Origin of the sequence: Streptomyces sp. NPDC048650 (assembly GCF_043199095.1) — a bacterium.
Taxonomy (GTDB): Bacteria; Actinomycetota; Actinomycetes; order Streptomycetales; family Streptomycetaceae; genus Streptomyces.
Genome location: NZ_JBICVM010000001.1, coordinates 88,470 through 106,403, shown reverse-complemented (window position 1 = coordinate 106,403; position 17,934 = coordinate 88,470). Strand labels below are relative to the sequence as shown.

The following is a 17,934-nucleotide window of genomic DNA, read 5'->3' as shown; positions in this document are numbered from 1 at the left end:
CCCGGGGCTTCGTCCCTGTTCAAGCTGAGAGCCCCCTGTCGGATTCGAACCGACGACCTTCGCTTTACAAGAGCGGTGCTCTGGCCAGCTGAGCTAAGGGGGCGTGCGTGATGAAGTGTACCCAGGCGTGCCGGATGCCGGTCCCCATATCCCGGTGACGCCGGAGCCGGGATTTTCGTGACCGTAGGGCTACTGACACGGGGGCTCGCCGCGGGTAGCGTCACGGCGGGTCCACCACGGTGGACTACACCACTCCTTTTACTCGGATCGTCCGGCACGTTCCTGCCGGTGAGGGGATACATCACCATGGCTACGGTCACGTACGACCAGGCAACCCGCGTCTACCCGGGTTCCGACAAGCCCGCCGTCGACAAGCTCGACATCGCCATCGAGGACGGCGAGTTCCTCGTTCTCGTCGGCCCGTCCGGGTGTGGCAAGTCCACCTCGCTGCGGATGCTGGCGGGGCTGGAGGACGTCGACGGCGGCGCCATCCGCATCGGGGACCGCGACGTCACCCACCTTCCGCCCAAGGACCGGGACATCGCGATGGTGTTCCAGAACTACGCGCTCTACCCGCACATGTCGGTCGCCGACAACATGGGCTTCGCGCTCAAGATCGCCGGCGTGCCGAAGGCCGAGATCCGGCAGAAGGTCGAGGACGCGGCGAAGATCCTGGACCTCACGGAGTACCTGGGGCGCAAGCCCAAGGCCCTCTCCGGCGGCCAGCGGCAGCGCGTCGCGATGGGCCGGGCGATCGTCCGGGAGCCGCAGGTGTTCCTGATGGACGAGCCGCTGTCCAACCTGGACGCCAAGCTCCGCGTCCAGACCCGTACGCAGATCGCCGGCCTCCAGCGGCGCCTCGGGATCACGACGGTTTACGTCACCCACGACCAGGTCGAGGCCATGACGATGGGCGACCGGGTGGCCGTCCTCAAGGACGGCCTGCTGCAGCAGATCGACTCGCCGCGGAACATGTACGACCGGCCGGCGAACCTCTTCGTGGCCGGGTTCATCGGCTCGCCCGCGATGAACCTGGTCGAGGTGCCGATCACGGACGGCGGCGTGAAGTTCGGCAACAGCGTCGTGCCGGTGAACCGCGAGGCGCTGACCGCGGCGAGCGAGAAGGGCGATCGCACGGTGACCGTGGGCGTGCGGCCCGAGCACTTCGAGATCGTCGAGCAGAACGGCGCCGCCGCGAAGTCGCTGTCCAAGGAGAGCGCGGACGCACCGGCCGGCCTGGCCGTCACGGTCAACGTCGTCGAGGAGCTCGGCGCCGACGGATACGTCTACGGCACCGCGGAGGTCGGCGGCGAGGTCAAGGACCTGGTCGTCCGGGTCAACGGCCGCCAGGTCCCGGCGAAGGGCACCCAGCTGCACGTCGTGCCCACGCCGGGTGAGACGCATGTGTTCTCGACGTCGTCGGGTGAGCGGCTCAGCGACTGACGGGAGCGCATGGCGCGGCTTCCCTTGCGGCGGTGGTGCCGGGGTTCGCCCCTGGCACCACCGCCGTCGTCGTTCCGCCCCAGCACGACGCCCCGGCACGGCCGCCGCCGGCACACGGAGCGGGCCGCGGCACACGGAGCGGGCCGCGGCGCACGGAACGGGCCGCGGCGCACGGAACGGCCGGCGCCGCAGGGGCCGGCACGAGGCGAGCCGCGAGCCGCCGCCCATGCCCACCGGTCGCGCCGCCCACACCCGGCCCTCCCGGAACTGCCGACAAATACCCCGGCAGAACCGGCTTTTCGTACCGATGCGTCAACCTCATAACCGCACCGACGAGCCATTCGTCCCCCGATAAGGTGACCAAATGTCGCCAAATCATCACCCCTCGCTACCATCACCACCGTGAACTCCGCAGCCCGCCGCATCGGCCGAACCCTCGCCCTCGTCCTGCCTGTCGTCCTCGTGCTCTCCGGGACTCTCGCGGTCACCCGCGTCCCGTGGGCTTCGAAGGCCGCCGAATCGCAGATGCTCACCGCATCCGCCGGGAAGGCCCCCCAGGCCGGCCCGCAGGCCCCCCGCGCCCCCCAGGACCTCCTCCGGGACCGACTCATGCTCGAACTCCAGGAGAAGAACCCCGGCGTCGCCCTCACCCACCTCCAGAAGGAGATGAACGAGCGGCCCTCGCTGGCCAAGCACTGCGCCTCCATCGCCCGCTCCCTCGGCCGCGCCGCGGTCGCCAAGTACGGTGCCGCACACCGCGCCCAGGCCTTCTCCCGCCCGGTCTGCGACACCTCCTTCGCCACCGGCGTCGCCGCCGCCCAGTGACCCCGGAACGCACCGCATAAGGTGCGAACCATGGCAGACGCCCCACTTCCGTATCCCACGCAGGCCGTGGTCCTGGCCGGCGGCCAGGGCTCACGTCTCCGCCCGTACACCGACGACCGGCCCAAGCCGATGGTCGAGATCCCGGGGACCGGGACCCCGATCATCGGCCACCAGCTGAACTGGCTGGCCGAAGAGGGCGTCACCGACGCCGTCATCTCCTGCGGCCACCTCGCCGAGGTGCTCCAGGACTGGCTCGACCGTGCCCAACTGCCCTTGCGCGTCACGACCGTCGTCGAGACCGAACCGCTGGGCCGCGGCGGCGGACTCAAGTACGCCGCCGCCTCCCTCCCCCGCCCGGACGAGCCCTGGTACGCCACCAACGGCGACATCTGGACCCGCTTCCCGCTTCGCGAGATGGCCGCCTTCCATCACGAGCGCGACGCCGAGGCCACCCTCGCGCTGGCCCGCCCGCGGATCCCCTGGGGCGTCGTCGAGACCGACGCGTTCGGACACGTCCTGGACTTCATCGAGTCCCCGCCCTCGCCGTACCTCATCAACGCGGGCGTCTACGCCTTCTCCGCGGCCTTCAAGGACCTGCTGCCCGCCCGGGGCGACCACGAGCGCACCACCTTCCCGCGCCTGGCCCGCGAGCGCCGGCTGGCCGGCTACCCGCTCCCGCACGGGTCCTACTGGCGCGCCATCGACACCGCCAAGGACCTGAACGAGGCAGCCAAGGAGCTGGGCACACAGGGCCGTTGAGCCCGGGCGCGCCGCGCCTCCGTCCGGCCCGGCACCCCACGACGCTCCGACGCCTCCCCCCCGTCACACAGCTGTCCCCGGCCACCTCTGCGGTGGTCGGGGACAGCTGCGCATGTCTCCAGGTGCGGTCGGCCCGGGCGGGTCAGCCCAGGAGGCCGCCCAGTGTGCTGCCGCGGCCGGAGTCGCCGGAGCCCGAGGAGCCGTCGCCCGTACCGCCACCGGTGGTGCCGCCGCCCGTGCCGCCGGAGCTCGGCGTCGCGTGGCTGGGCACCGGGACCCGGGACGGGGCGACCCGCTGCGGCGGCCCACTGGTGGTCGCACCGCCGGGCTGGGTGGCGCCGCTGGTCGTGCCCGCGGTGGGCGCGGTCGAGACGGACGGACGGTGCCGCTTGGCGCGGTGCGAGGCGTCCGCGGACGGCGTGCCGCGGAGCCGCGGCGCGCTGATGCCGGAGTGGCGCTGGCCGGGCCGGGTGGCCGTCCTGCCGGGGCGGGGCAGCGGGGAGCCGGGCAGGTTGTTGATCGCGGGCTCACCGGGCCGCGGTACGGGCGCGACCGTCGCGGACCGTACGGCGCCGCCGAGCAGCGACCCGACGAGCAGCGTCAGTCCGGCCACCATCGCGGTCATCACGGCACCGCGGCGCAGCACCCGGCGCCGCAGCTCGCCGACCTCGACGCGCGGGCCGAGCCGCCGCCATGCCTCGCCGGCCAGTCGCCCGTCCATGGAGTAGACCGGGGCGCCCGCGATGATCAGCGGGCTCCAGGTGGCGAGGTAGATGATGTCGGGCGCGTCGTAGGCGGGGACCGTGCGCCAGCTGACGGTCATCAGCAGGGCCGCGGAGAGCAGCGCGCCGATGGACGCGGCGAGCCGCTGCCAGAGTCCGCAGATGGTCAGTACGCCGACGACGACCTGCAGGAAGGCGACGGTCAGGCCCGCGCCCACCGGGTGCGAGACGGCGAAGTCGCGCAGCGGCACGGCCAGGGCCCAGGGGTCCAGCGACAGCAGCCACTTGACCATCGAGCCCCGCTCGCCGCCGTCGAAGTACACGGGGTCGCAGAGCTTGCCCATGCCGGCGTAGACGGAGATCAGGCCGAGGAAGATGCGCAGCGGCAGCAGGACGACGCCGAGGTTCATCCGGCGGCCGGGGTAGTACGCGTGCCGTACGGAGTCGCCGGCGCGCCGCTTGCCGTCGTAGCTGTCCCGGGCCTCGAAGCGGTCGTCGTCGTAGCCGTCGTCGGCACGGCCACCTCGGCCGTAGGCGTTGTCGCCGTAGGCGCTGCCCACCGGGCGTACGCCGCGCAGCAGGGTCGTGTCGGAGTCGATGGGGCCGCGCTGGCCGACCACGGTCGAGGCGGGGGCGCCGTCGAGGCGGAGCCGGGGCAGGACCTGGGTGGTCCCGACCTCCTCGCCCTGGCCGCCGTCCAGGCCGATGCCCGCGTTGCGTACCGCGTGCAGGAGCTGGGTGGTGGCGCCGGCCGTGCCGCCCGGTGTCGTCCGGCCGCTCCACACCACCGGCGCCCGCCGTCTGGCAGGGGCGGACGACCCCCGGATGACGGGGATGCGCGTGGTGTCGGCCATGGTGCTGACCACGGGCGCGGCGAGCTGCACACGGAAACTGGCATGGTTGACAATGACCTGCGCGGGATCGCACGGCACCTTGACCGAGCTCAGGATGGGCTCGTCATCGAAGCCCGGCGAGCGTCCCCCCGTAGGCGTGCGGGGTGTTCTGGTGTCCACGCTCATCTAACCGAGTGACCCGCGGTTAAGACACTGCCTTGACCGGCCCGAACTGTCCGAGACCCGTCAAAAGATCGGGGGATACGAGGAAGAGGGACGGAGCGTCAGGCTTTGCCCCGGGCTGCGGCATACCGCCTTCCGGCCCGGGGCGCCCGTCACTCAGGCGCGGCGGCGCGCCGCCTCCCACAGGACCACACCGGCCGCGACACCGGCGTTCAGCGACTCGGCGCCGCCCGGCATCGGGATCCGCACGCGGACGTCACAGGTCTCGCCGACCAGCCGCGACAGGCCCTTGCCCTCGCTGCCGACCACGATGACGACCGGGCCGTCCAGCGCCTCGACGTCCTGCAGCTCCAGCTCGCCGTCCGCGGCCAGGCCGACGACCGTCAGGCCCGCCTTCTGGTACGACTCCAGGGTCCGGGTCAAGTTGGTGGCGCGCGCGACCGGCGTACGGGCCGCGGTGCCCGCCGAGGTCTTCCACGCACCGGCCGTCATCCCGGCCGCCCGGCGCTCCGGCACGACCACGCCGTGGCCGCCGAAGGCGCACACGGAGCGGACGACCGCACCGAGGTTGCGCGGGTCGGTGACGCCGTCGAGCGCGACGATCAGCGGGTCGACGCCGTCGTCGAACGCGGCCGCCGCCAGGTCCTCGGGGTGCGCGTAGTCGTACGGCGGCACCTGCAGGACCAGGCCCTGGTGGTTGAGGCCGTTGGTCATCCGGTCCAGCTCGGGGCGCGGGGCCTCCATCAGGTTGATGGTGCCGCGGTCCGCGGCGAGCTGGAGCGCCTCGCGCACCCGCTCGTCGGAGTCGATGAACTGCTGGACGTAGAGGTTCGTCGCGGGCACGCCGTCCCGGATCGCCTCGAAGACCGGGTTGCGGCCGACGACCAGCTCCGCGGTGCCCTTGGCGCCGCCCCGGCGCGGGGCCGGGCGCTTGGACTCCTGCTTCGCCTTGGCATTGGCGACGCGGTTCTTGACGTGGCCCTTGCGTGCGGAGGCGGGCGGGGTCGGGCCCTTGCCCTCCAGGCTCCGGCGCCGCTTACCGCCACTGCCGACCTGGGCGCCCTTCTTGTTGGACGTGCGGCGGTTCCTGCGCTGGCTGTTGCCGGCCATGGGTCACCTGTTTCTTCACTGCTCTCGACGTCTCGCGACGTGGAGTGGGTACGTACGTATGGATTGAGTGTCGCCCGCGGCCGCCGGGAAGGGCGAATCCGGCTGGTCGCCGGGGGTCGTGACAGGCTTCGGGACGGCGTTCGGGGCGGCAGTCAGGACAGCGACCAGCGCGGGCCGGACGGGGTGTCCTCGATGGCGAGGCCGGACTGCTGGAGCTGGTCGCGGATGGCGTCGGCGGTGGCGTAGTCCTTGCGCGCGCGGGCCGACTGCCGCTGGTCGAGAACGAGGCGTACGAGAGAGTCCACGACGCCGTGCAGATCCTCGCCGCGGTCCGCCGTGCCGCCGGACCAGCGCTCGTCGAGCGGGTCCAGGCCGAGCACCCCGAGCATCGCCCGCAGCTCGGCGAGCCGGGCCACGGCCGACTCCTTGTCGTCGGCGGTCAGCGCGGAGTTGCCCTGCCGGACGGTGGTGTGCACGATCGCGAGCGCCTGCGGCACGCCCAGGTCGTCGTCCATCGCCTCGGCGAACGCCGGCGGCACGTCGGGCGCGGGCTCGACGGTCCCGACCTTCTCGACGACCCGCTGGACGAAGCCCTCGATCCGGGCGAACGCCGACTCCGCCTCGCGCAGTGCTTCCTCGCTGTACTCGATCATGGAGCGGTAGTGCGGGGTGCCCAGGTAGTACCGCAGCACGATGGGCCGCCAGCGCTTGACCATCTCCGACACGAGCACGGAGTTGCCCAGCGACTTGGACATCTTCTCGCCGCTCATGGTCACCCAGGCGTTGTGCGACCAGTACGCGGCAAAGTCGTCGCCGAAGCCCTTGGCCTGCGCGATTTCGTTCTCGTGGTGCGGGAAGACGAGATCGACGCCGCCGCCGTGGATGTCGAAGCTCGAACCCAGGTACTTGTGCGCCATCGCCGAGCACTCCAGGTGCCAGCCGGGGCGCCCGCGGCCCCAAGGGGTCTCCCAGCTGGGCTCGCCCTCCTTGGCCGCCTTCCACATGGCGAAGTCGCGCGGGTCGCGCTTACCCGTCTCGCCGTCGCCGGACGGCTGCTTGAGGTGGTCCAAGTCCTGGTTGGACAGCTGCAGATAACCGGGGAAGGACTTCACGTCGAAGTAGACGTCGCCGTCGACGGCATAGGCGTGGCCGCGCTCGATCAGCCCGCGCATCATCTCGATCATCTCCGGGACGTGCCCGGTCGCCCGCGGCTCGTACGTCGGGCGCAGGCAGCCGAGGGTGTCGTACGCCGTGTTGAAGGCGACCTCGTTCTCGTACCCGATCGACCACCACGGGCGACCCTGCTCGGCCGACTTCTGGATGATCTTGTCGTCGATGTCCGTCACATTGCGCACGAACGTGACGTCGTAGCCGCGGTAGTCGAACCAGCGGCGCATGATGTCGAAGTTCAGCCCCGACCGGATGTGCCCGATGTGCGGGGCGGCCTGCACGGTGGCACCACACAGGTAGATCGAGACACAGCCCGGCGTGAGCGGGGTGAAATCGCGAATCTGCCGGGCGCTGGTGTCGTACAGGCGAATCGTCACGGAACCAGGGTAGTCGGAACGGGACGGTGCCCCGTGCCCCCTCGGCCACCGGGTCACACAACCGTGACACTCGCCCGATTCACCCGGAATGCCGGGGCGCTCGGATGGTCAGACGCGGCCGACCACCTTGCGCGGGGTGATCCGGACGACGACCCGCTCGGCGTCGTCTCCCGCCGCCGGGTTGAACTCCGCGTACGGCTTGCCGGTGTACTTCCGGGACAGCTCGTCGATCAGCTCCTGGCCGCCCTCGGTGGTCAGCGAGGCGGACCCGCGGACCTCGGCATAGGTGTACGGGGCGTCGAAGGGCTGCACGACGACCGATACGCGCGGATCGCGGCGGAGATTGGCCTCCTTGCGGCGCCCGACGGTCGTCGAGATCAGCAGATCGTCGCCGTCCCGCTTCACCCAGACCGGGGAGACCTGGGGGCTGCCGTCGGGCTGGATCGTCGCCACGTTCACGAAGACGGGAGAGTCGAGGAGCTGCTTGAGGTCGTCGGAGAGGGATGCAGTCACGAGCGGGTCCTTCCTGCGAGCCGATCCGGTCGTCCCGGGATCCGGCGGCCGGCCGGATCCGGGTGGTTCGTGTACTCCGTAGCTGATCAACACCCTTACGGGGCGCGGCATTCCCCTGCCGGGCCGGAGATTTCCGGGCCGGCGGACGCCGGCCACGCGCCGCACCGCGCGTCAGGCCGTACGGACCACCAGCGCCGTGGCCACCGCCGCCAGACCCTCGGCGCGCCCGGTCAGCCCCAGGCCGTCGGATGTCGTGCCGGACACCGAGACCGGCGCCCCGACCGCCGCCGACAGCGCCTTCTGCGCCTCGTCCCGCCGCTTGCCGACCTTCGGGCGGACGCCGATGACCTGCACCGCGACATTGCCGATCGCGAAGCCCTCGGCCCGCACGATCCGCGCGGCCTCGGCCAGCAGCGTCACCCCGGAGGCGCCGGACCACTCGGGGCGGCCGGTGCCGAAGTGCGCGCCGAGGTCGCCGACCCCCGCGGCCGAGAACAGCGCGTCGCAGGCGGCGTGCGCGGCGACGTCCCCGTCGCTGTGCCCGGCCAGGCCGTATCCGTCGCTCTCGGCGGCGTCCCACAGCAGACCGGCGCACCACAGCTCACGGCCCTGCTCGAAGGCGTGCACATCCGTGCCGATGCCGACGAGGGGGATGCCGGGAAGACCGTCGGCCTCGGCGGCCGGCTCAGACGTAACCATCGGTGGCCCTCCTACGGGCGAGTACGGCCTCGGCCAGGACCAGGTCCAGCGGCCGGGTCACCTTGAACGCTTCCTCGTGCCCGGGGACGACCACGACCGGCTGCCCGAGCCGCTCGACCAGCCCGGCGTCGTCGGTGGCGCCCTCGCCCTCGACGAGGGTGTCGTGCGCCTTGCGCAGGGTCGCCAGGTCAAAGCCCTGCGGCGTCTGCACGGCGCGCAGCAGAGCGCGCTCCGGGGTGCCGACGACCGGCTCCGGGGCGCCCTCGTCCCGCGGCTCGACCTGCTTGACGGTGTCGGCGAGCGGCAACGCCGGGACGACCGCCGGGGCGCCGGCCCGCACCGCGGCGACCACCGCGTCGACCGTCTCGACGGGCACCAGCGGGCGGGCGGCGTCATGGACCAGCACCACGTCGACGGCGTCCGGCAGCGCGGCCAGCCCGAGCCGCACGGACTCCTGACGGGTCTCGCCACCGGGGACGACCAGCAGGTCGGTGCGGTCGCTGAGCGGGTGTTCGTCGAGGAGACTGCGGACCTCGCGGGCTCCGTCGGGCGGGGCGACCACGACGACCACGGAGACCGCGCGCGAGGCGGCCATCGCGCGGACGGCGTGCACCAGCATGGGAGTGCCGCCCAGCGCGCGCAGCGCCTTCGGGGCGCCGGGACCGAGGCGGACGCCGCGGCCGGCCGCGGGGATCACGGCGGCGGTGCGGATCGGACGGGAAGGATCTGGCATCAAGGGCTCCGGAGTCCGGGGCGAGCCCGGAATTGGCGCAGACAGGTTTGTTTCCTCGGCCGAGGTGGGTATGGCCTGGAGGGACCCCCTGCTTGCAGAGCTTGGGGGGTGCCGGGCGCAACGCTCGACCGGACCCTTCCGTGACATCGGTCGAAGCAGCTGCCCCAGCCCGGCACACCACAGGTACGTGGGGCCGGGTCTCCGTCACTTCTGGCCCGGTTCATACGTCGCAGATATGCCGCAGCGCCCGGCAACAGACCCCTCCCTCGGGAGGCGGTCGTCGCTCGGGCACCGCGGCATCGCTACGTCGATCACGTCATATCAAGCTTGGACCCACCATGACGTCTCGCGTGACTGGCTTGATTGACGCACTGACGTGATGAACGCACTGACTTGCTCGACGCTGGGGCGTCGTCAGGACGCGAGGACCTCGTCGAGCAGGGCCTCGGCCTTGTCTTCGTTGGTGTTCTCCGCGAGGGCGAGCTCGCTCACCAGGATCTGGCGCGCCTTGGCGAGCATCCTCTTCTCACCGGCGGAGAGTCCGCGCTCGCGCTCACGACGCCACAGGTCGCGAACTACCTCGGCGACCTTGATCACGTCGCCCGACGCGAGCTTCTCGAGATTTGCCTTGTAGCGACGGGACCAGTTCGTCGGCTCTTCGGCATACGGTGCTCGGAGCACCTCGAAGACCCGGTCCAGCCCGTCCTGACCAACCACGTCGCGCACGCCGACGAACTCCGCATTGTCCGCTGGCACACGAACAGTCAAGTCGCCCTGGGCGACCTTCAGCACCAAGTAGGTCTTGTCCACGCCTTTGATCTGGCGAGTTTCGATGGCCTCGATCAGCGCGGCCCCGTGATGGGGATAGACCACGGTGTCGCCAACCTTGAACGTCATGTGACAGGTACCCCTTCCGTGGCTATCCATGCTAACACGGGAACGGACCGTTCTGAATGGCGTTTTCGCAGGTCAGGGCATATCTCGGGGCTTGACAACAGCGGCCGGAACGTGCTGCGAGGGGGCCTTCTGTGCGGGTATTCGCAGGTGGGAGGGGCTTCACAGGTGAGCGGAAACCCGCCCGCCACACACCCGGAACCCGACGATCAGCGTGTCGAACATCCCGTTTTGCGGCGATCCGTATGAGCGACTTCAGTTACTCCGTTCGGTTGCTCGCGGGCGGCTCGGACGGGATTCCGGAATTGATCACCGGACGCCGGCCGGGCGTGGTGATCAATTCCCCGAGGCGTCCGCATTCCCTGCGAATACCGCTTTTCACCGGGGGAAACACCCCGGCCGACCCGACCGTCGTCCGGCCTCCTCCTTCAGAACACCTGAGAACACTTGAGAACATCCTGGGGATTATTCAGGGACGTTCTCGGGACACGCCGGGAAGGCATCCGGATCCGGCCTGCGACCCTTCGTGTGATCCTTCCCGGATCGTTCACCGGTGTCTTCCGGGTGGGGATCCGGGGAACTGCCGCGCTGGGAGGAGCGCGGGAACGGTTCCCGGAGGGCTTCGGGGCGGACTCCGCGGCGGGCGCCGGCGCGCCCCGCGGGGAGCGTGATCGCGCTGGGGGCGGGTCGGGTGCGGCGGCGCGAAGGCGGCTCGGTAACCTAGCGGCGCTGACACACCCTTAGGGCGGCTTTACGTGCCCGTCTTCATGACGCGTACGCACTGCCGCCCCAGCCGCCCATCCGCGACCGGGCACCACGTTCGGCCGCCGTAGCTCGTCTAGGAGATGCCGCCGCCGTGAGCCGCAGCCTTCGACGCGGCGTCCTCGCCGCCACCGTCCTCTCGCTGTCCGCCTTCACGCTCTCCGCGTGCGGGGCCGGTAGCGACGCGCAGACGCTGCAGGTCAAGCCGGACAACGCCGCGACCGCCGTCGGCGACATCAAGATCCAGAACGCCAATGTGATCACCCAGCCCGACCTGAACGCCAAGGGCCCGGCCGTGATCAGCGCGACGCTGTTCAACGGCGGGCGCACGGACCAGAAGCTGACCGCGATCTCGGTGGACGGCACCGGCATGTCGGCGAAGCTGACGCCCGCCAAGGGTGCCGCGGGCCCGATCACCGTGCCGGCCGGCGGGTCCGTCGTGCTCGGCGGCAAGGGCAACCCCACGGCCGTCCTGTCGAGCGGCCGCGAGGCGGTCAAGGACGGCAACCTCCAGCCCCTGACGTTCTCCTTGAGCTCCACCGGCAAGGTGCAGCTCGGCGCCTACGTCGTCCCGGCGAAGAACTACTTCCAGGGCTTCGGCCCCGACCGGCTGCCGCAGCCCTCCGCCTCGCCCTCCACCAGCGCGAGCCCGTCCGGGACGGGCAAGCCCTCGGAGTCCACCGAGCCGTCGGGGTCCAGCACGCCGACCGGCGCGGCCTCCACGTCGGCGCACGCCGGCCACTGAGCCGCGGCGGCTCGCCGGCGCCCCCTCGGGAGCCGAGCCGGCCGCCACGGCCCGCAGCAGCGTTCAGGGCGCCTCTCCGGTCCGGAGGGGCGCCCTGAGGCGTGCACGGCGCAGACCTGTACGGCGCGGACGTGCACAGGCGTGAGCGGCTGACCGGTCGTCGCCGGGCACGGCTTACGGCTCGAACTTGTAGCCCAGGCCGCGGACCGTCACGAGGAAGCGCGGCGCGCCCGGGTCGGGCTCGATCTTGGCGCGCAGCCGCTTGACGTGCACGTCCAGGGTCTTGGTGTCGCCCACGTAGTCGGCGCCCCACACCCGGTCGATGAGCTGCATCCGGGTCAGCACCCGGCCGGCGTTGCGCAGCAGCATCTCCAGGAGGTCGAACTCCTTCAGGGGCAGGTCCACCTTGCCGCCGGAGACCGTGACGACGTGGCGGTCCACATCCATCCGGACCGGTCCGGCCTCCAGGGCCTGCGGGGCGACCTCCTCCGGCTCGCCCCGGCGGCGGAGCACCGCGCGGATGCGGGCGACCAGCTCACGGGAGGAGAAGGGCTTGGTGACGTAGTCGTCGGCTCCTATTTCCAGGCCGACGACCTTGTCGATCTCGCTGTCCTTGGCGGTCACCATGATGACCGGGACGTTGGAACGGCCACGCAGCTGGCGGCAGACCTCGGTGCCGGGCAGGCCCGGCAGCATCAGGTCCAGCAGGACCAGGTCGGCGCCGTTGCGCTCGAACTCGTCCAGTCCGTCGGGGCCCGTAGCCGCGATGGCGACCTCGAAACCCTCCTTGCGGAGCATGTACGACAGTGCGTCGCTGAACGATTCCTCGTCCTCGACGACAAGCACTCGGGTCACGGAAGGACCTCCGGGGCGGGGTGAGCTGGAAGTGGATCGTTGAAGGTCTCGTACGGGCGGTCCTCGTCGTCGAGGCCCTCCGCGGTGAGGTCGGCGGGCCGTTCGCGGTCGCGTACGGCACCGGCTTCCGGGAGACGCAGGGTGAAGGTGGAGCCCTGTCCCTCGGCGCTCCACACCGTGACCTCTCCGCCGTGGGAGGCGGCCACGTGCTTGACGATGGCGAGACCCAGTCCGGTCCCGCCGGTGGCGCGCGAACGCGCCGGGTCCACGCGGTAGAACCGCTCGAAGACACGGTCCCGGTCCTTTTCGGAGATCCCGATGCCCTGGTCGGTCACCGCGATCTCGATCAGGTCTCCCCCGGGCGCCGTCACATGGCGGCCGGCGATACCGACCCGGGTCCGGGCCGGGGAGTAGTTGACGGCGTTCTCGACGAGATTGCCCAGGGCGGCCGCGAGCTGGCCGCGATTGCCCCATACATGCAGGTCGGCGGCGCCACCGGCGGCCATGGTGATCTGCTTCGTGCCGGCCTGCTGGCGGCAGCGGTCCATCGCCTCGGCGACCAGTTCGTCCACCCGGACGGGCTCGGCGTCCTCCAGCGGATCGTCGTTCTGCACCCGGGAGAGGTCGATGAGCTCCTGGACGAGGTTGGTCAGGCGGGTGGCTTCGTTCTGCATCCGGCCGGCGAAGCGGGTGACCGCCTCGGGGTCGTCGCTGGCGTCCATCACGGCCTCGGAGAGGAGGGAGAGGGCGCCGACGGGGGTCTTGAGCTCATGGCTGACGTTCGCGACGAAGTCCCGGCGGACCGCTTCTATGCGCCGGGCCTCGGTCAGGTCCTCGACCAGCAGCAGGACGAGCCGGGAGCCGAGCGGGGCGACCCGGGCGGAGACCGCGAGCGCGTCGCCGCGGCCCGTGCCGCGGCGCGGCAGGTCCAGCTCGACCTGGCGTATCTCGCCGTCCCGGCGGGTGTCGCGGGCCATCTGCATCATCGGTTCGACGGCGAGCTTGCCGCCGCGGACCAGCCCGAGGGCGTAGGCGGCGGAGCTGGCCTTGACGACGGAATCGGCCTCGTCCAGGACGACGGCTGAGGAGCGGAGCACCGAGAGCACGGTGTCCACGCCGGGTGGCAGCACGGCGTCGGTGTGCAGGGACATCCGCGTGGGCTTGGCCTGGTCCCGCTCGCTCCAACGGAAGGCCAGCATGGCGAAGACGCCGGTGCACAACCCGGCGATCGCTGCCACTGCGGCAACGGCCGCGTCCACGTTCATGGCTCCAGCGTATGCGGCACGTCGGACACTTCCCCAGCCGTGCGGGCGTCTGCTCGAACACCCGTCGCCCAGAGTTCACCGTGACGTCGGTGCGGATTCACTCCGGAGGGCCGGAGAGGGCGCGCGGAGGTCCCCAGGCGGCCCTTGGGGAAGCGAGTGCGACGGTCCTCCTCGCGCCGGGCGGCGCCGGGGAAGCGGTCGGCCCGCCCCGGGGCAGCGGTCATGTCGCCCAGAGTTCACCTTCATGTCGGTGGCGGTTCACTCCGGGTGGGACGGCAGGTCGCGATCTGCCCGCACGGTGAGGGGGTGGGTGACGGAGCCTACGGGCCCGGGCCGGCTTCCCGGAGTACGGGCCACCCGGACACGGGGCGTGGGAGCGTGGGAACCACCGGACATCCGCCCATCCCCCACCACCACCCGATGCCACTCGATGCGAGAGAAGGTCACTGATGCGGGACGCGTACCACGAGGAGCTGGATTCGATCGGCGAGGGCCTGGTCGAAATGGCCCGGCTCGTCGGCTCCGCGATCGGGCGCGCCACCACGGCGATACTCGATGCGGACCTCAAGCTGGCCGAGAGCGTGATCGCCGCCGACGAGAAGGTCGACGACCTCCAGCGCGACCTGGAGGCGCGGGCCATCGCCCTCCTGGCCCGGCAGCAGCCGGTCGCCACCGACCTGCGGATCGTCGTCACGTCGCTGCGGATGAGCGCCGACCTCGAGCGCTCGGGCGACCTGGCCCAGCATGTGGCCAAGCTGGCGCGGCTGCGCTTCCCGGAGACCGCGGTACCGCGCGATCTGCATGCCACCATCCTGGAGATGGGGCAGCTGGCGCAGCGCCTGATGGCCAAGGCCGGCGAGGTCATCATCACCAAGGACGTCGACCTGGCCCTCCAGCTGGAGCAGGACGACGACGCGATGGACCTGCTGCACCGCGCCCTCTTCCAGCACCTGATGGACGACCGCTGGAAGCACGGCATCGAGACGGCCGTGGACGTGACCCTGCTGGGCCGCTACTACGAGCGCTTCGCGGACCACGCGGTCTCGGTGGCCAAGCGGGTCGTCTACCTGGTCACCGGTGAGCACGCCGACGAGATCGCCCCGCCGACGCAGGTCGAGGGCGCATAGCGGCCGCACCGGGCCACCGTTCGCCACCGCACGCCATTGACGTGTGCCTCCACGCGCCGTTGACGCGCCTCGCCGGCTGGGCTTGCAATGGGCACCAAGGTGACCCCTAGGAGGCAATACATGGCACTCACGGCGGATTCGCCCAACCTCATCCCGCTGCACGGCGCCCCGACGGCCGCCGTGCACCCGCCGCTCCCGTTGCGCGGCAGCTGCAGCTGCGGTCCCGGCTGCAGCTGCGGCTGCCAGTCCGGCGGCTCCTGCCAGTGCGGCGGTGGCTGCGGCTGACCACCACGAAGCGTGACGCGGCCCCGACCGGCGAATGTGCCGGTCGGGGCCGCTGCGTCGTCCGCGGCGCCGGCCGGCGCCACCCATCGGGCGAAACATCGCTTTCGGTCCCTTTTGTCACAAATGCATCCCGAAACCGCAGGTCCCCATAGCGGCCGGCCGCCCCGAAGCGTTGGCCCACGCATGAACCCCTCGAAGAAATCGCAGCCCGGACAGGACTCCTCGCAGGCACCGCCCACCCACGACGAGTACCGCGCGGGCGTCAACCCCGAGCTCCTCGGCGCCTACTGGCTCGACACCCCCGGCGGCGACCACCCGGCGGACGACTGCCCCTGGTGCCGCGAGCTCGCGGACTCCGAAACGGGCCGCGGCGCGGCGGGCGACCCGCACCCCAGGAGACGCGACGGTTGAGGAGTCCGGGCGCCTCCCGGCCCGTCGGCGCGGCAGGGCCGGAAGACAGGGCCGGAAGGCAGGGCCGGAAGGCAGGGCCGGAAGGCAGGGCTTCCTTCTTCTCGCTCGGGCACGGGCACGGGCATATGGCAGGCGGGGCGATGACGTGTCGGCCGTCGAGGCAGCGAGTCGTGCATCGAAGGGACAGTGTCGGCACTCCCCGCGCAGGGTTATCGTGCCGCCGTGACCCACGCAGTGGAGCGCCCCCTCCTCTTCCTCGACGTCGACGGACCCCTCATCCCGTTCGGGTCGTCGCCCGGCCGGCTTCAGAGCCCTGCCGCCGGCCCCGAAGTGCCCCCTGACCAGAGGAACCCCCTGCTCGGGCGGCTCGACCGCGCCGTCGGGCCGCGCCTGTTGGCGCTCGGGTGCGACCTGGTGTGGGCGTCGACGTGGGGGGAGGAGGCCAACGAGTCCGTCGCCCCGCGGATCGGGCTGCCCAGGCTGCCTGTGGTGGGGTGGCCCGAAGCCTCCGCCGACGACGGCCCGCGCGGCCTGCACTGGAAGACCCGCCCCCTCGTGGAGTGGGCCGGCCATCACCCGTTCATCTGGGTCGACGACGAGATCAGCGGTATGGATCGACTCTGGGTCGCTGCGCAGCACCAGGGACCCTCGCTGCTTCACCGTGTCGACCCGGCCGAGGGCCTCACCGAGGACGACTTCTCCGTGCTTGCCGATTGGCTCCGTACCGCCGCGCCGAGCCTCACCTCGGGAACAGGTGCCCGAGGTGAGGGCGGGACGGGGCCCGGCGCTTCGGCCTGACGGGTCGTGCCGCGCCGGGATCGACTGCCGACGCCGACGCCGCTGGCGGAGGGCGAGGTCGCAGCGCGCGGTGTGGGGTCGCGGCCGTACGCCGTCGTCGATGTCAGGTGGATGTCAGGCGGGCCTGGGCACGATGCTCACGGCGCGGTAGTCGTACCCGTCCTGCTTGAAGCCGGGTGCCTCCCACGTGAGGTCGACTCGCTGTCCGGGCGACAGTGTGCGGAAGCCGGTCATCCGGATGTCGGAGAAGTGGCCGAAGCAACCCCCGGGCGTCTCGGGGGAGTCGAGCACTCCCCACCCTTCCTCGTCGCGCCACTCGCGGACAGTCGCCGTCACCATGGGCGAAACCCTACGGGCTGTGCCTGCGCCCGCGCGTAGCCGCCGATACGTCAGCTCGGGAGCTCGGGAGCTCGGGAGCTCGGGAGCTCGGGAGTCAGGCTCGGTCAGAGGGTGAGCGGCGTCCCGAAGACCTGTGGGACCTGTGGCCACCGCCTTCGACCCGACCTCGCCGAGCGGCTGACGGCCCAACGACGCCCCCAGAGCAGCGTCAAGCCCCCTACCAGCGGAAGAACCGCAGGCAGGGGGCTTGATCCGGGCGTGTTACTTCTTCTTGCCCTGGTTCTTCACGGCCTCGATGGCGGCCTTGGCGGCCTCCGGGTCGAGGTACGTGCCGCCGGGCTTGACCGGGCGGAAGTCGGCGTCCAGCTCGTAGGCGAGGGGGATGCCGGTGGGGATGTTCAGGCCGGCGATGTCCGCGTCGGAGACGCCGTCGAGGTGCTTGACCAGGGCGCGCAGGCTGTTGCCGTGGGCGGCGACCAGGACCGTGCGGCCGGCGACGAGGTCCGGGACGATGCCGTCGTACCAGTACGGCAGCATGCGGGTGACGACGTCCTTGAGGCACTCCGTGCGCGGGCGCAGCTCGCTGGGGATGTCGGCGTAGCGCGGGTCGTCGCTCTGCGAGAACTCCGAGCCGTCCTCCAGGGCGGGCGGCGGGGTGTCGTACGAACGGCGCCAGAGCATGAACTGCTCCTCGCCGAACTCGGCGAGCGTCTGCGCCTTGTCCTTGCCCTGGAGCGCACCGTAGTGGCGCTCGTTCAGCCGCCAGCTGCGGTGGACCGGGATCCAGTGGCGGTCGGCGGCCTCCAGGGCCAGCTGCGCGGTGCGGATGGCGCGCTTCTGGAGGGAGGTGTGCAGCACGTCGGGGAGCAGACCGGCGTCCTTGAGCAGCTCTCCGCCGCGGACCGCCTCCTTCTCGCCCTTCTCGTTGAGGTTCACGTCCACCCAGCCGGTGAACAGGTTCTTCGCGTTCCACTCGCTCTCGCCATGGCGGAGGAGGATCAGCTTGTACGGTGCGTCGGCCATGGCCTCGAGCGTAATCGAATCCCGGTGACGACCTTGCGGGGGTCCGGGACGTGGGCGGCTCGG

At 71.5% G+C, this 17,934-nt stretch carries 19 protein-coding genes and 1 tRNA gene; 8 read left to right on the top strand and 12 right to left on the bottom strand.

The window, feature by feature from the left end; all coding sequences use genetic code 11:
- Positions 1–29 precede the first annotated feature (29 nt).
- Positions 30–103, bottom strand: a tRNA-Thr gene (locus ACGFML_RS00535).
- A gap of 203 nt (positions 104–306) precedes the next feature.
- Between ACGFML_RS00535 and ACGFML_RS00530 the strand changes: the two genes are divergently transcribed.
- The 3 genes from ACGFML_RS00530 (at position 307) to ACGFML_RS00520 (ending at position 3,027) form a co-directional block, all read left to right on the top strand.
- A complete protein-coding gene (locus ACGFML_RS00530) occupies positions 307–1,443 on the top strand; it encodes an ABC transporter ATP-binding protein (RefSeq protein ID WP_393538446.1) in 1,137 nt (378 codons plus the stop codon).
- Positions 1,444–1,845: 402 nt separating this feature from the next.
- A complete protein-coding gene (locus tag ACGFML_RS00525; protein ID WP_393538444.1) occupies positions 1,846–2,268 on the top strand; it encodes a hypothetical protein in 423 nt (140 codons plus the stop codon).
- 30 nt (positions 2,269–2,298) lie between these two features.
- Entirely contained in the window at positions 2,299–3,027 is a 729-nt protein-coding gene (locus ACGFML_RS00520) for an NDP-sugar synthase (RefSeq protein ID WP_393538442.1), read from the top strand.
- Positions 3,028–3,169: 142 nt separating this feature from the next.
- Here the strand turns inward: ACGFML_RS00520 and ACGFML_RS00515 are convergent, their stop codons facing one another.
- From ACGFML_RS00515 to ACGFML_RS00485, 7 genes are all read right to left on the bottom strand, one after another.
- Positions 3,170–4,762 carry a DoxX family membrane protein gene (locus ACGFML_RS00515; protein WP_393540321.1) on the bottom strand — a complete coding sequence of 531 codons (1,593 nt, stop codon included), beginning with the start codon at positions 4,760–4,762 and terminating at the stop codon, positions 3,170–3,172.
- Between the two features lie 159 nt (positions 4,763–4,921).
- On the bottom strand, positions 4,922–5,875 hold the full coding sequence (gene rlmB / locus ACGFML_RS00510; protein ID WP_393538440.1) for a 23S rRNA (guanosine(2251)-2'-O)-methyltransferase RlmB: 954 nt from the start codon (positions 5,873–5,875) through the stop codon (positions 4,922–4,924).
- 152 nt (positions 5,876–6,027) lie between these two features.
- A complete protein-coding gene (gene cysS, locus ACGFML_RS00505) occupies positions 6,028–7,422 on the bottom strand; it encodes a cysteine--tRNA ligase (protein WP_393538438.1) in 1,395 nt (464 codons plus the stop codon).
- A 108-nt stretch (positions 7,423–7,530) separates the two neighbouring features.
- Positions 7,531–7,935: a PPOX class F420-dependent oxidoreductase gene (locus tag ACGFML_RS00500; RefSeq protein WP_393538436.1), complete on the bottom strand. Its 405-nt coding sequence runs from the start codon at positions 7,933–7,935 to the stop codon at positions 7,531–7,533.
- A gap of 171 nt (positions 7,936–8,106) precedes the next feature.
- Positions 8,107–8,634 (bottom strand): 2-C-methyl-D-erythritol 2,4-cyclodiphosphate synthase, encoded by a 528-nt coding sequence (ispF, locus tag ACGFML_RS00495; protein ID WP_393538434.1) that lies wholly within the window; start codon positions 8,632–8,634, stop codon positions 8,107–8,109.
- On the bottom strand, positions 8,621–9,367 hold the full coding sequence (gene ispD, locus ACGFML_RS00490) for a 2-C-methyl-D-erythritol 4-phosphate cytidylyltransferase (protein ID WP_393538432.1): 747 nt from the start codon (positions 9,365–9,367) through the stop codon (positions 8,621–8,623). The genes ispF and ispD overlap by 14 nt, the downstream gene beginning before the upstream one ends.
- A gap of 414 nt (positions 9,368–9,781) precedes the next feature.
- The gene (locus ACGFML_RS00485) at positions 9,782–10,264 is read right to left on the bottom strand and encodes a CarD family transcriptional regulator (protein WP_003953493.1); all 483 of its coding nucleotides are present in this window, start codon (positions 10,262–10,264) and stop codon (positions 9,782–9,784) included.
- An 853-nt stretch (positions 10,265–11,117) separates the two neighbouring features.
- On the opposite strand from ACGFML_RS00485, the gene ACGFML_RS00480 reads away from it, so the two are divergent.
- Positions 11,118–11,768: a DUF461 domain-containing protein gene (locus tag ACGFML_RS00480; protein WP_393538429.1), complete on the top strand. Its 651-nt coding sequence runs from the start codon at positions 11,118–11,120 to the stop codon at positions 11,766–11,768.
- 174 nt (positions 11,769–11,942) lie between these two features.
- Here ACGFML_RS00480 and ACGFML_RS00475 read toward each other — a convergent pair whose 3' ends face one another.
- Both ACGFML_RS00475 and ACGFML_RS00470 read right to left on the bottom strand, forming a co-directional pair.
- On the bottom strand, positions 11,943–12,623 hold the full coding sequence (locus ACGFML_RS00475) for a response regulator transcription factor (protein ID WP_362701542.1): 681 nt from the start codon (positions 12,621–12,623) through the stop codon (positions 11,943–11,945).
- Positions 12,620–13,888 (bottom strand): sensor histidine kinase, encoded by a 1,269-nt coding sequence (locus ACGFML_RS00470; protein ID WP_393538427.1) that lies wholly within the window; start codon positions 13,886–13,888, stop codon positions 12,620–12,622. Before ACGFML_RS00470 ends, ACGFML_RS00475 begins: the two co-directional genes overlap by 4 nt.
- Before the next feature lie 449 nt (positions 13,889–14,337).
- On the opposite strand from ACGFML_RS00470, the gene phoU reads away from it, so the two are divergent.
- From phoU to ACGFML_RS00450, 4 genes are all read left to right on the top strand, one after another.
- Positions 14,338–15,015 (top strand): phosphate signaling complex protein PhoU, encoded by a 678-nt coding sequence (phoU, locus tag ACGFML_RS00465; RefSeq protein WP_393538425.1) that lies wholly within the window; start codon positions 14,338–14,340, stop codon positions 15,013–15,015.
- A 120-nt stretch (positions 15,016–15,135) separates the two neighbouring features.
- Entirely contained in the window at positions 15,136–15,300 is a 165-nt protein-coding gene (locus tag ACGFML_RS00460) for a hypothetical protein (protein ID WP_393538424.1), read from the top strand.
- 183 nt (positions 15,301–15,483) lie between these two features.
- Entirely contained in the window at positions 15,484–15,711 is a 228-nt protein-coding gene (locus ACGFML_RS00455) for a hypothetical protein (protein WP_393538422.1), read from the top strand.
- A 222-nt stretch (positions 15,712–15,933) separates the two neighbouring features.
- Positions 15,934–16,509 carry an HAD domain-containing protein gene (locus ACGFML_RS00450; RefSeq protein WP_393538419.1) on the top strand — a complete coding sequence of 192 codons (576 nt, stop codon included), beginning with the start codon at positions 15,934–15,936 and terminating at the stop codon, positions 16,507–16,509.
- A 114-nt stretch (positions 16,510–16,623) separates the two neighbouring features.
- On the opposite strand, the gene ACGFML_RS00445 is transcribed toward ACGFML_RS00450, so the two are convergent.
- A complete protein-coding gene (locus ACGFML_RS00445) occupies positions 16,624–16,848 on the bottom strand; it encodes a cold-shock protein (RefSeq protein ID WP_393538417.1) in 225 nt (74 codons plus the stop codon).
- Positions 16,849–17,109: 261 nt separating this feature from the next.
- Positions 17,110–17,871 carry a phosphoglyceromutase gene (locus ACGFML_RS00440; RefSeq protein ID WP_393538415.1) on the bottom strand — a complete coding sequence of 254 codons (762 nt, stop codon included), beginning with the start codon at positions 17,869–17,871 and terminating at the stop codon, positions 17,110–17,112.
- Between the last annotated feature and the right edge of the window lie 63 nt (positions 17,872–17,934).

Bases quoted from the DNA above. Each gene is read 5' to 3' on its own strand.
- ACGFML_RS00470 (WP_393538427.1), bottom strand. From the start codon at position 13,888: ATGAACGTGGACGCGGCCGTTGCCGCAGTGGCAGCGATCGCCGGGTTG.
- ACGFML_RS00440 (WP_393538415.1), bottom strand. From the start codon at position 17,871: ATGGCCGACGCACCGTACAAGCTGATCCTCCTCCGCCATGGCGAGAGC.
- ACGFML_RS00520 (WP_393538442.1), top strand. From the start codon at position 2,299: ATGGCAGACGCCCCACTTCCGTATCCCACGCAGGCCGTGGTCCTGGCC.
- ACGFML_RS00445 (WP_393538417.1), bottom strand. From the start codon at position 16,848: ATGGTGACGGCGACTGTCCGCGAGTGGCGCGACGAGGAAGGGTGGGGA.
- ispD (WP_393538432.1), bottom strand. From the start codon at position 9,367: ATGCCAGATCCTTCCCGTCCGATCCGCACCGCCGCCGTGATCCCCGCG.
- phoU (WP_393538425.1), top strand. From the start codon at position 14,338: ATGCGGGACGCGTACCACGAGGAGCTGGATTCGATCGGCGAGGGCCTG.
- ACGFML_RS00455 (WP_393538422.1), top strand. From the start codon at position 15,484: ATGAACCCCTCGAAGAAATCGCAGCCCGGACAGGACTCCTCGCAGGCA.
- ispF (WP_393538434.1), bottom strand. From the start codon at position 8,634: ATGGTTACGTCTGAGCCGGCCGCCGAGGCCGACGGTCTTCCCGGCATC.
- ACGFML_RS00485 (WP_003953493.1), bottom strand. From the start codon at position 10,264: ATGACGTTCAAGGTTGGCGACACCGTGGTCTATCCCCATCACGGGGCC.
- ACGFML_RS00530 (WP_393538446.1), top strand. From the start codon at position 307: ATGGCTACGGTCACGTACGACCAGGCAACCCGCGTCTACCCGGGTTCC.
- ACGFML_RS00460 (WP_393538424.1), top strand. From the start codon at position 15,136: ATGGCACTCACGGCGGATTCGCCCAACCTCATCCCGCTGCACGGCGCC.
- rlmB (WP_393538440.1), bottom strand. From the start codon at position 5,875: ATGGCCGGCAACAGCCAGCGCAGGAACCGCCGCACGTCCAACAAGAAG.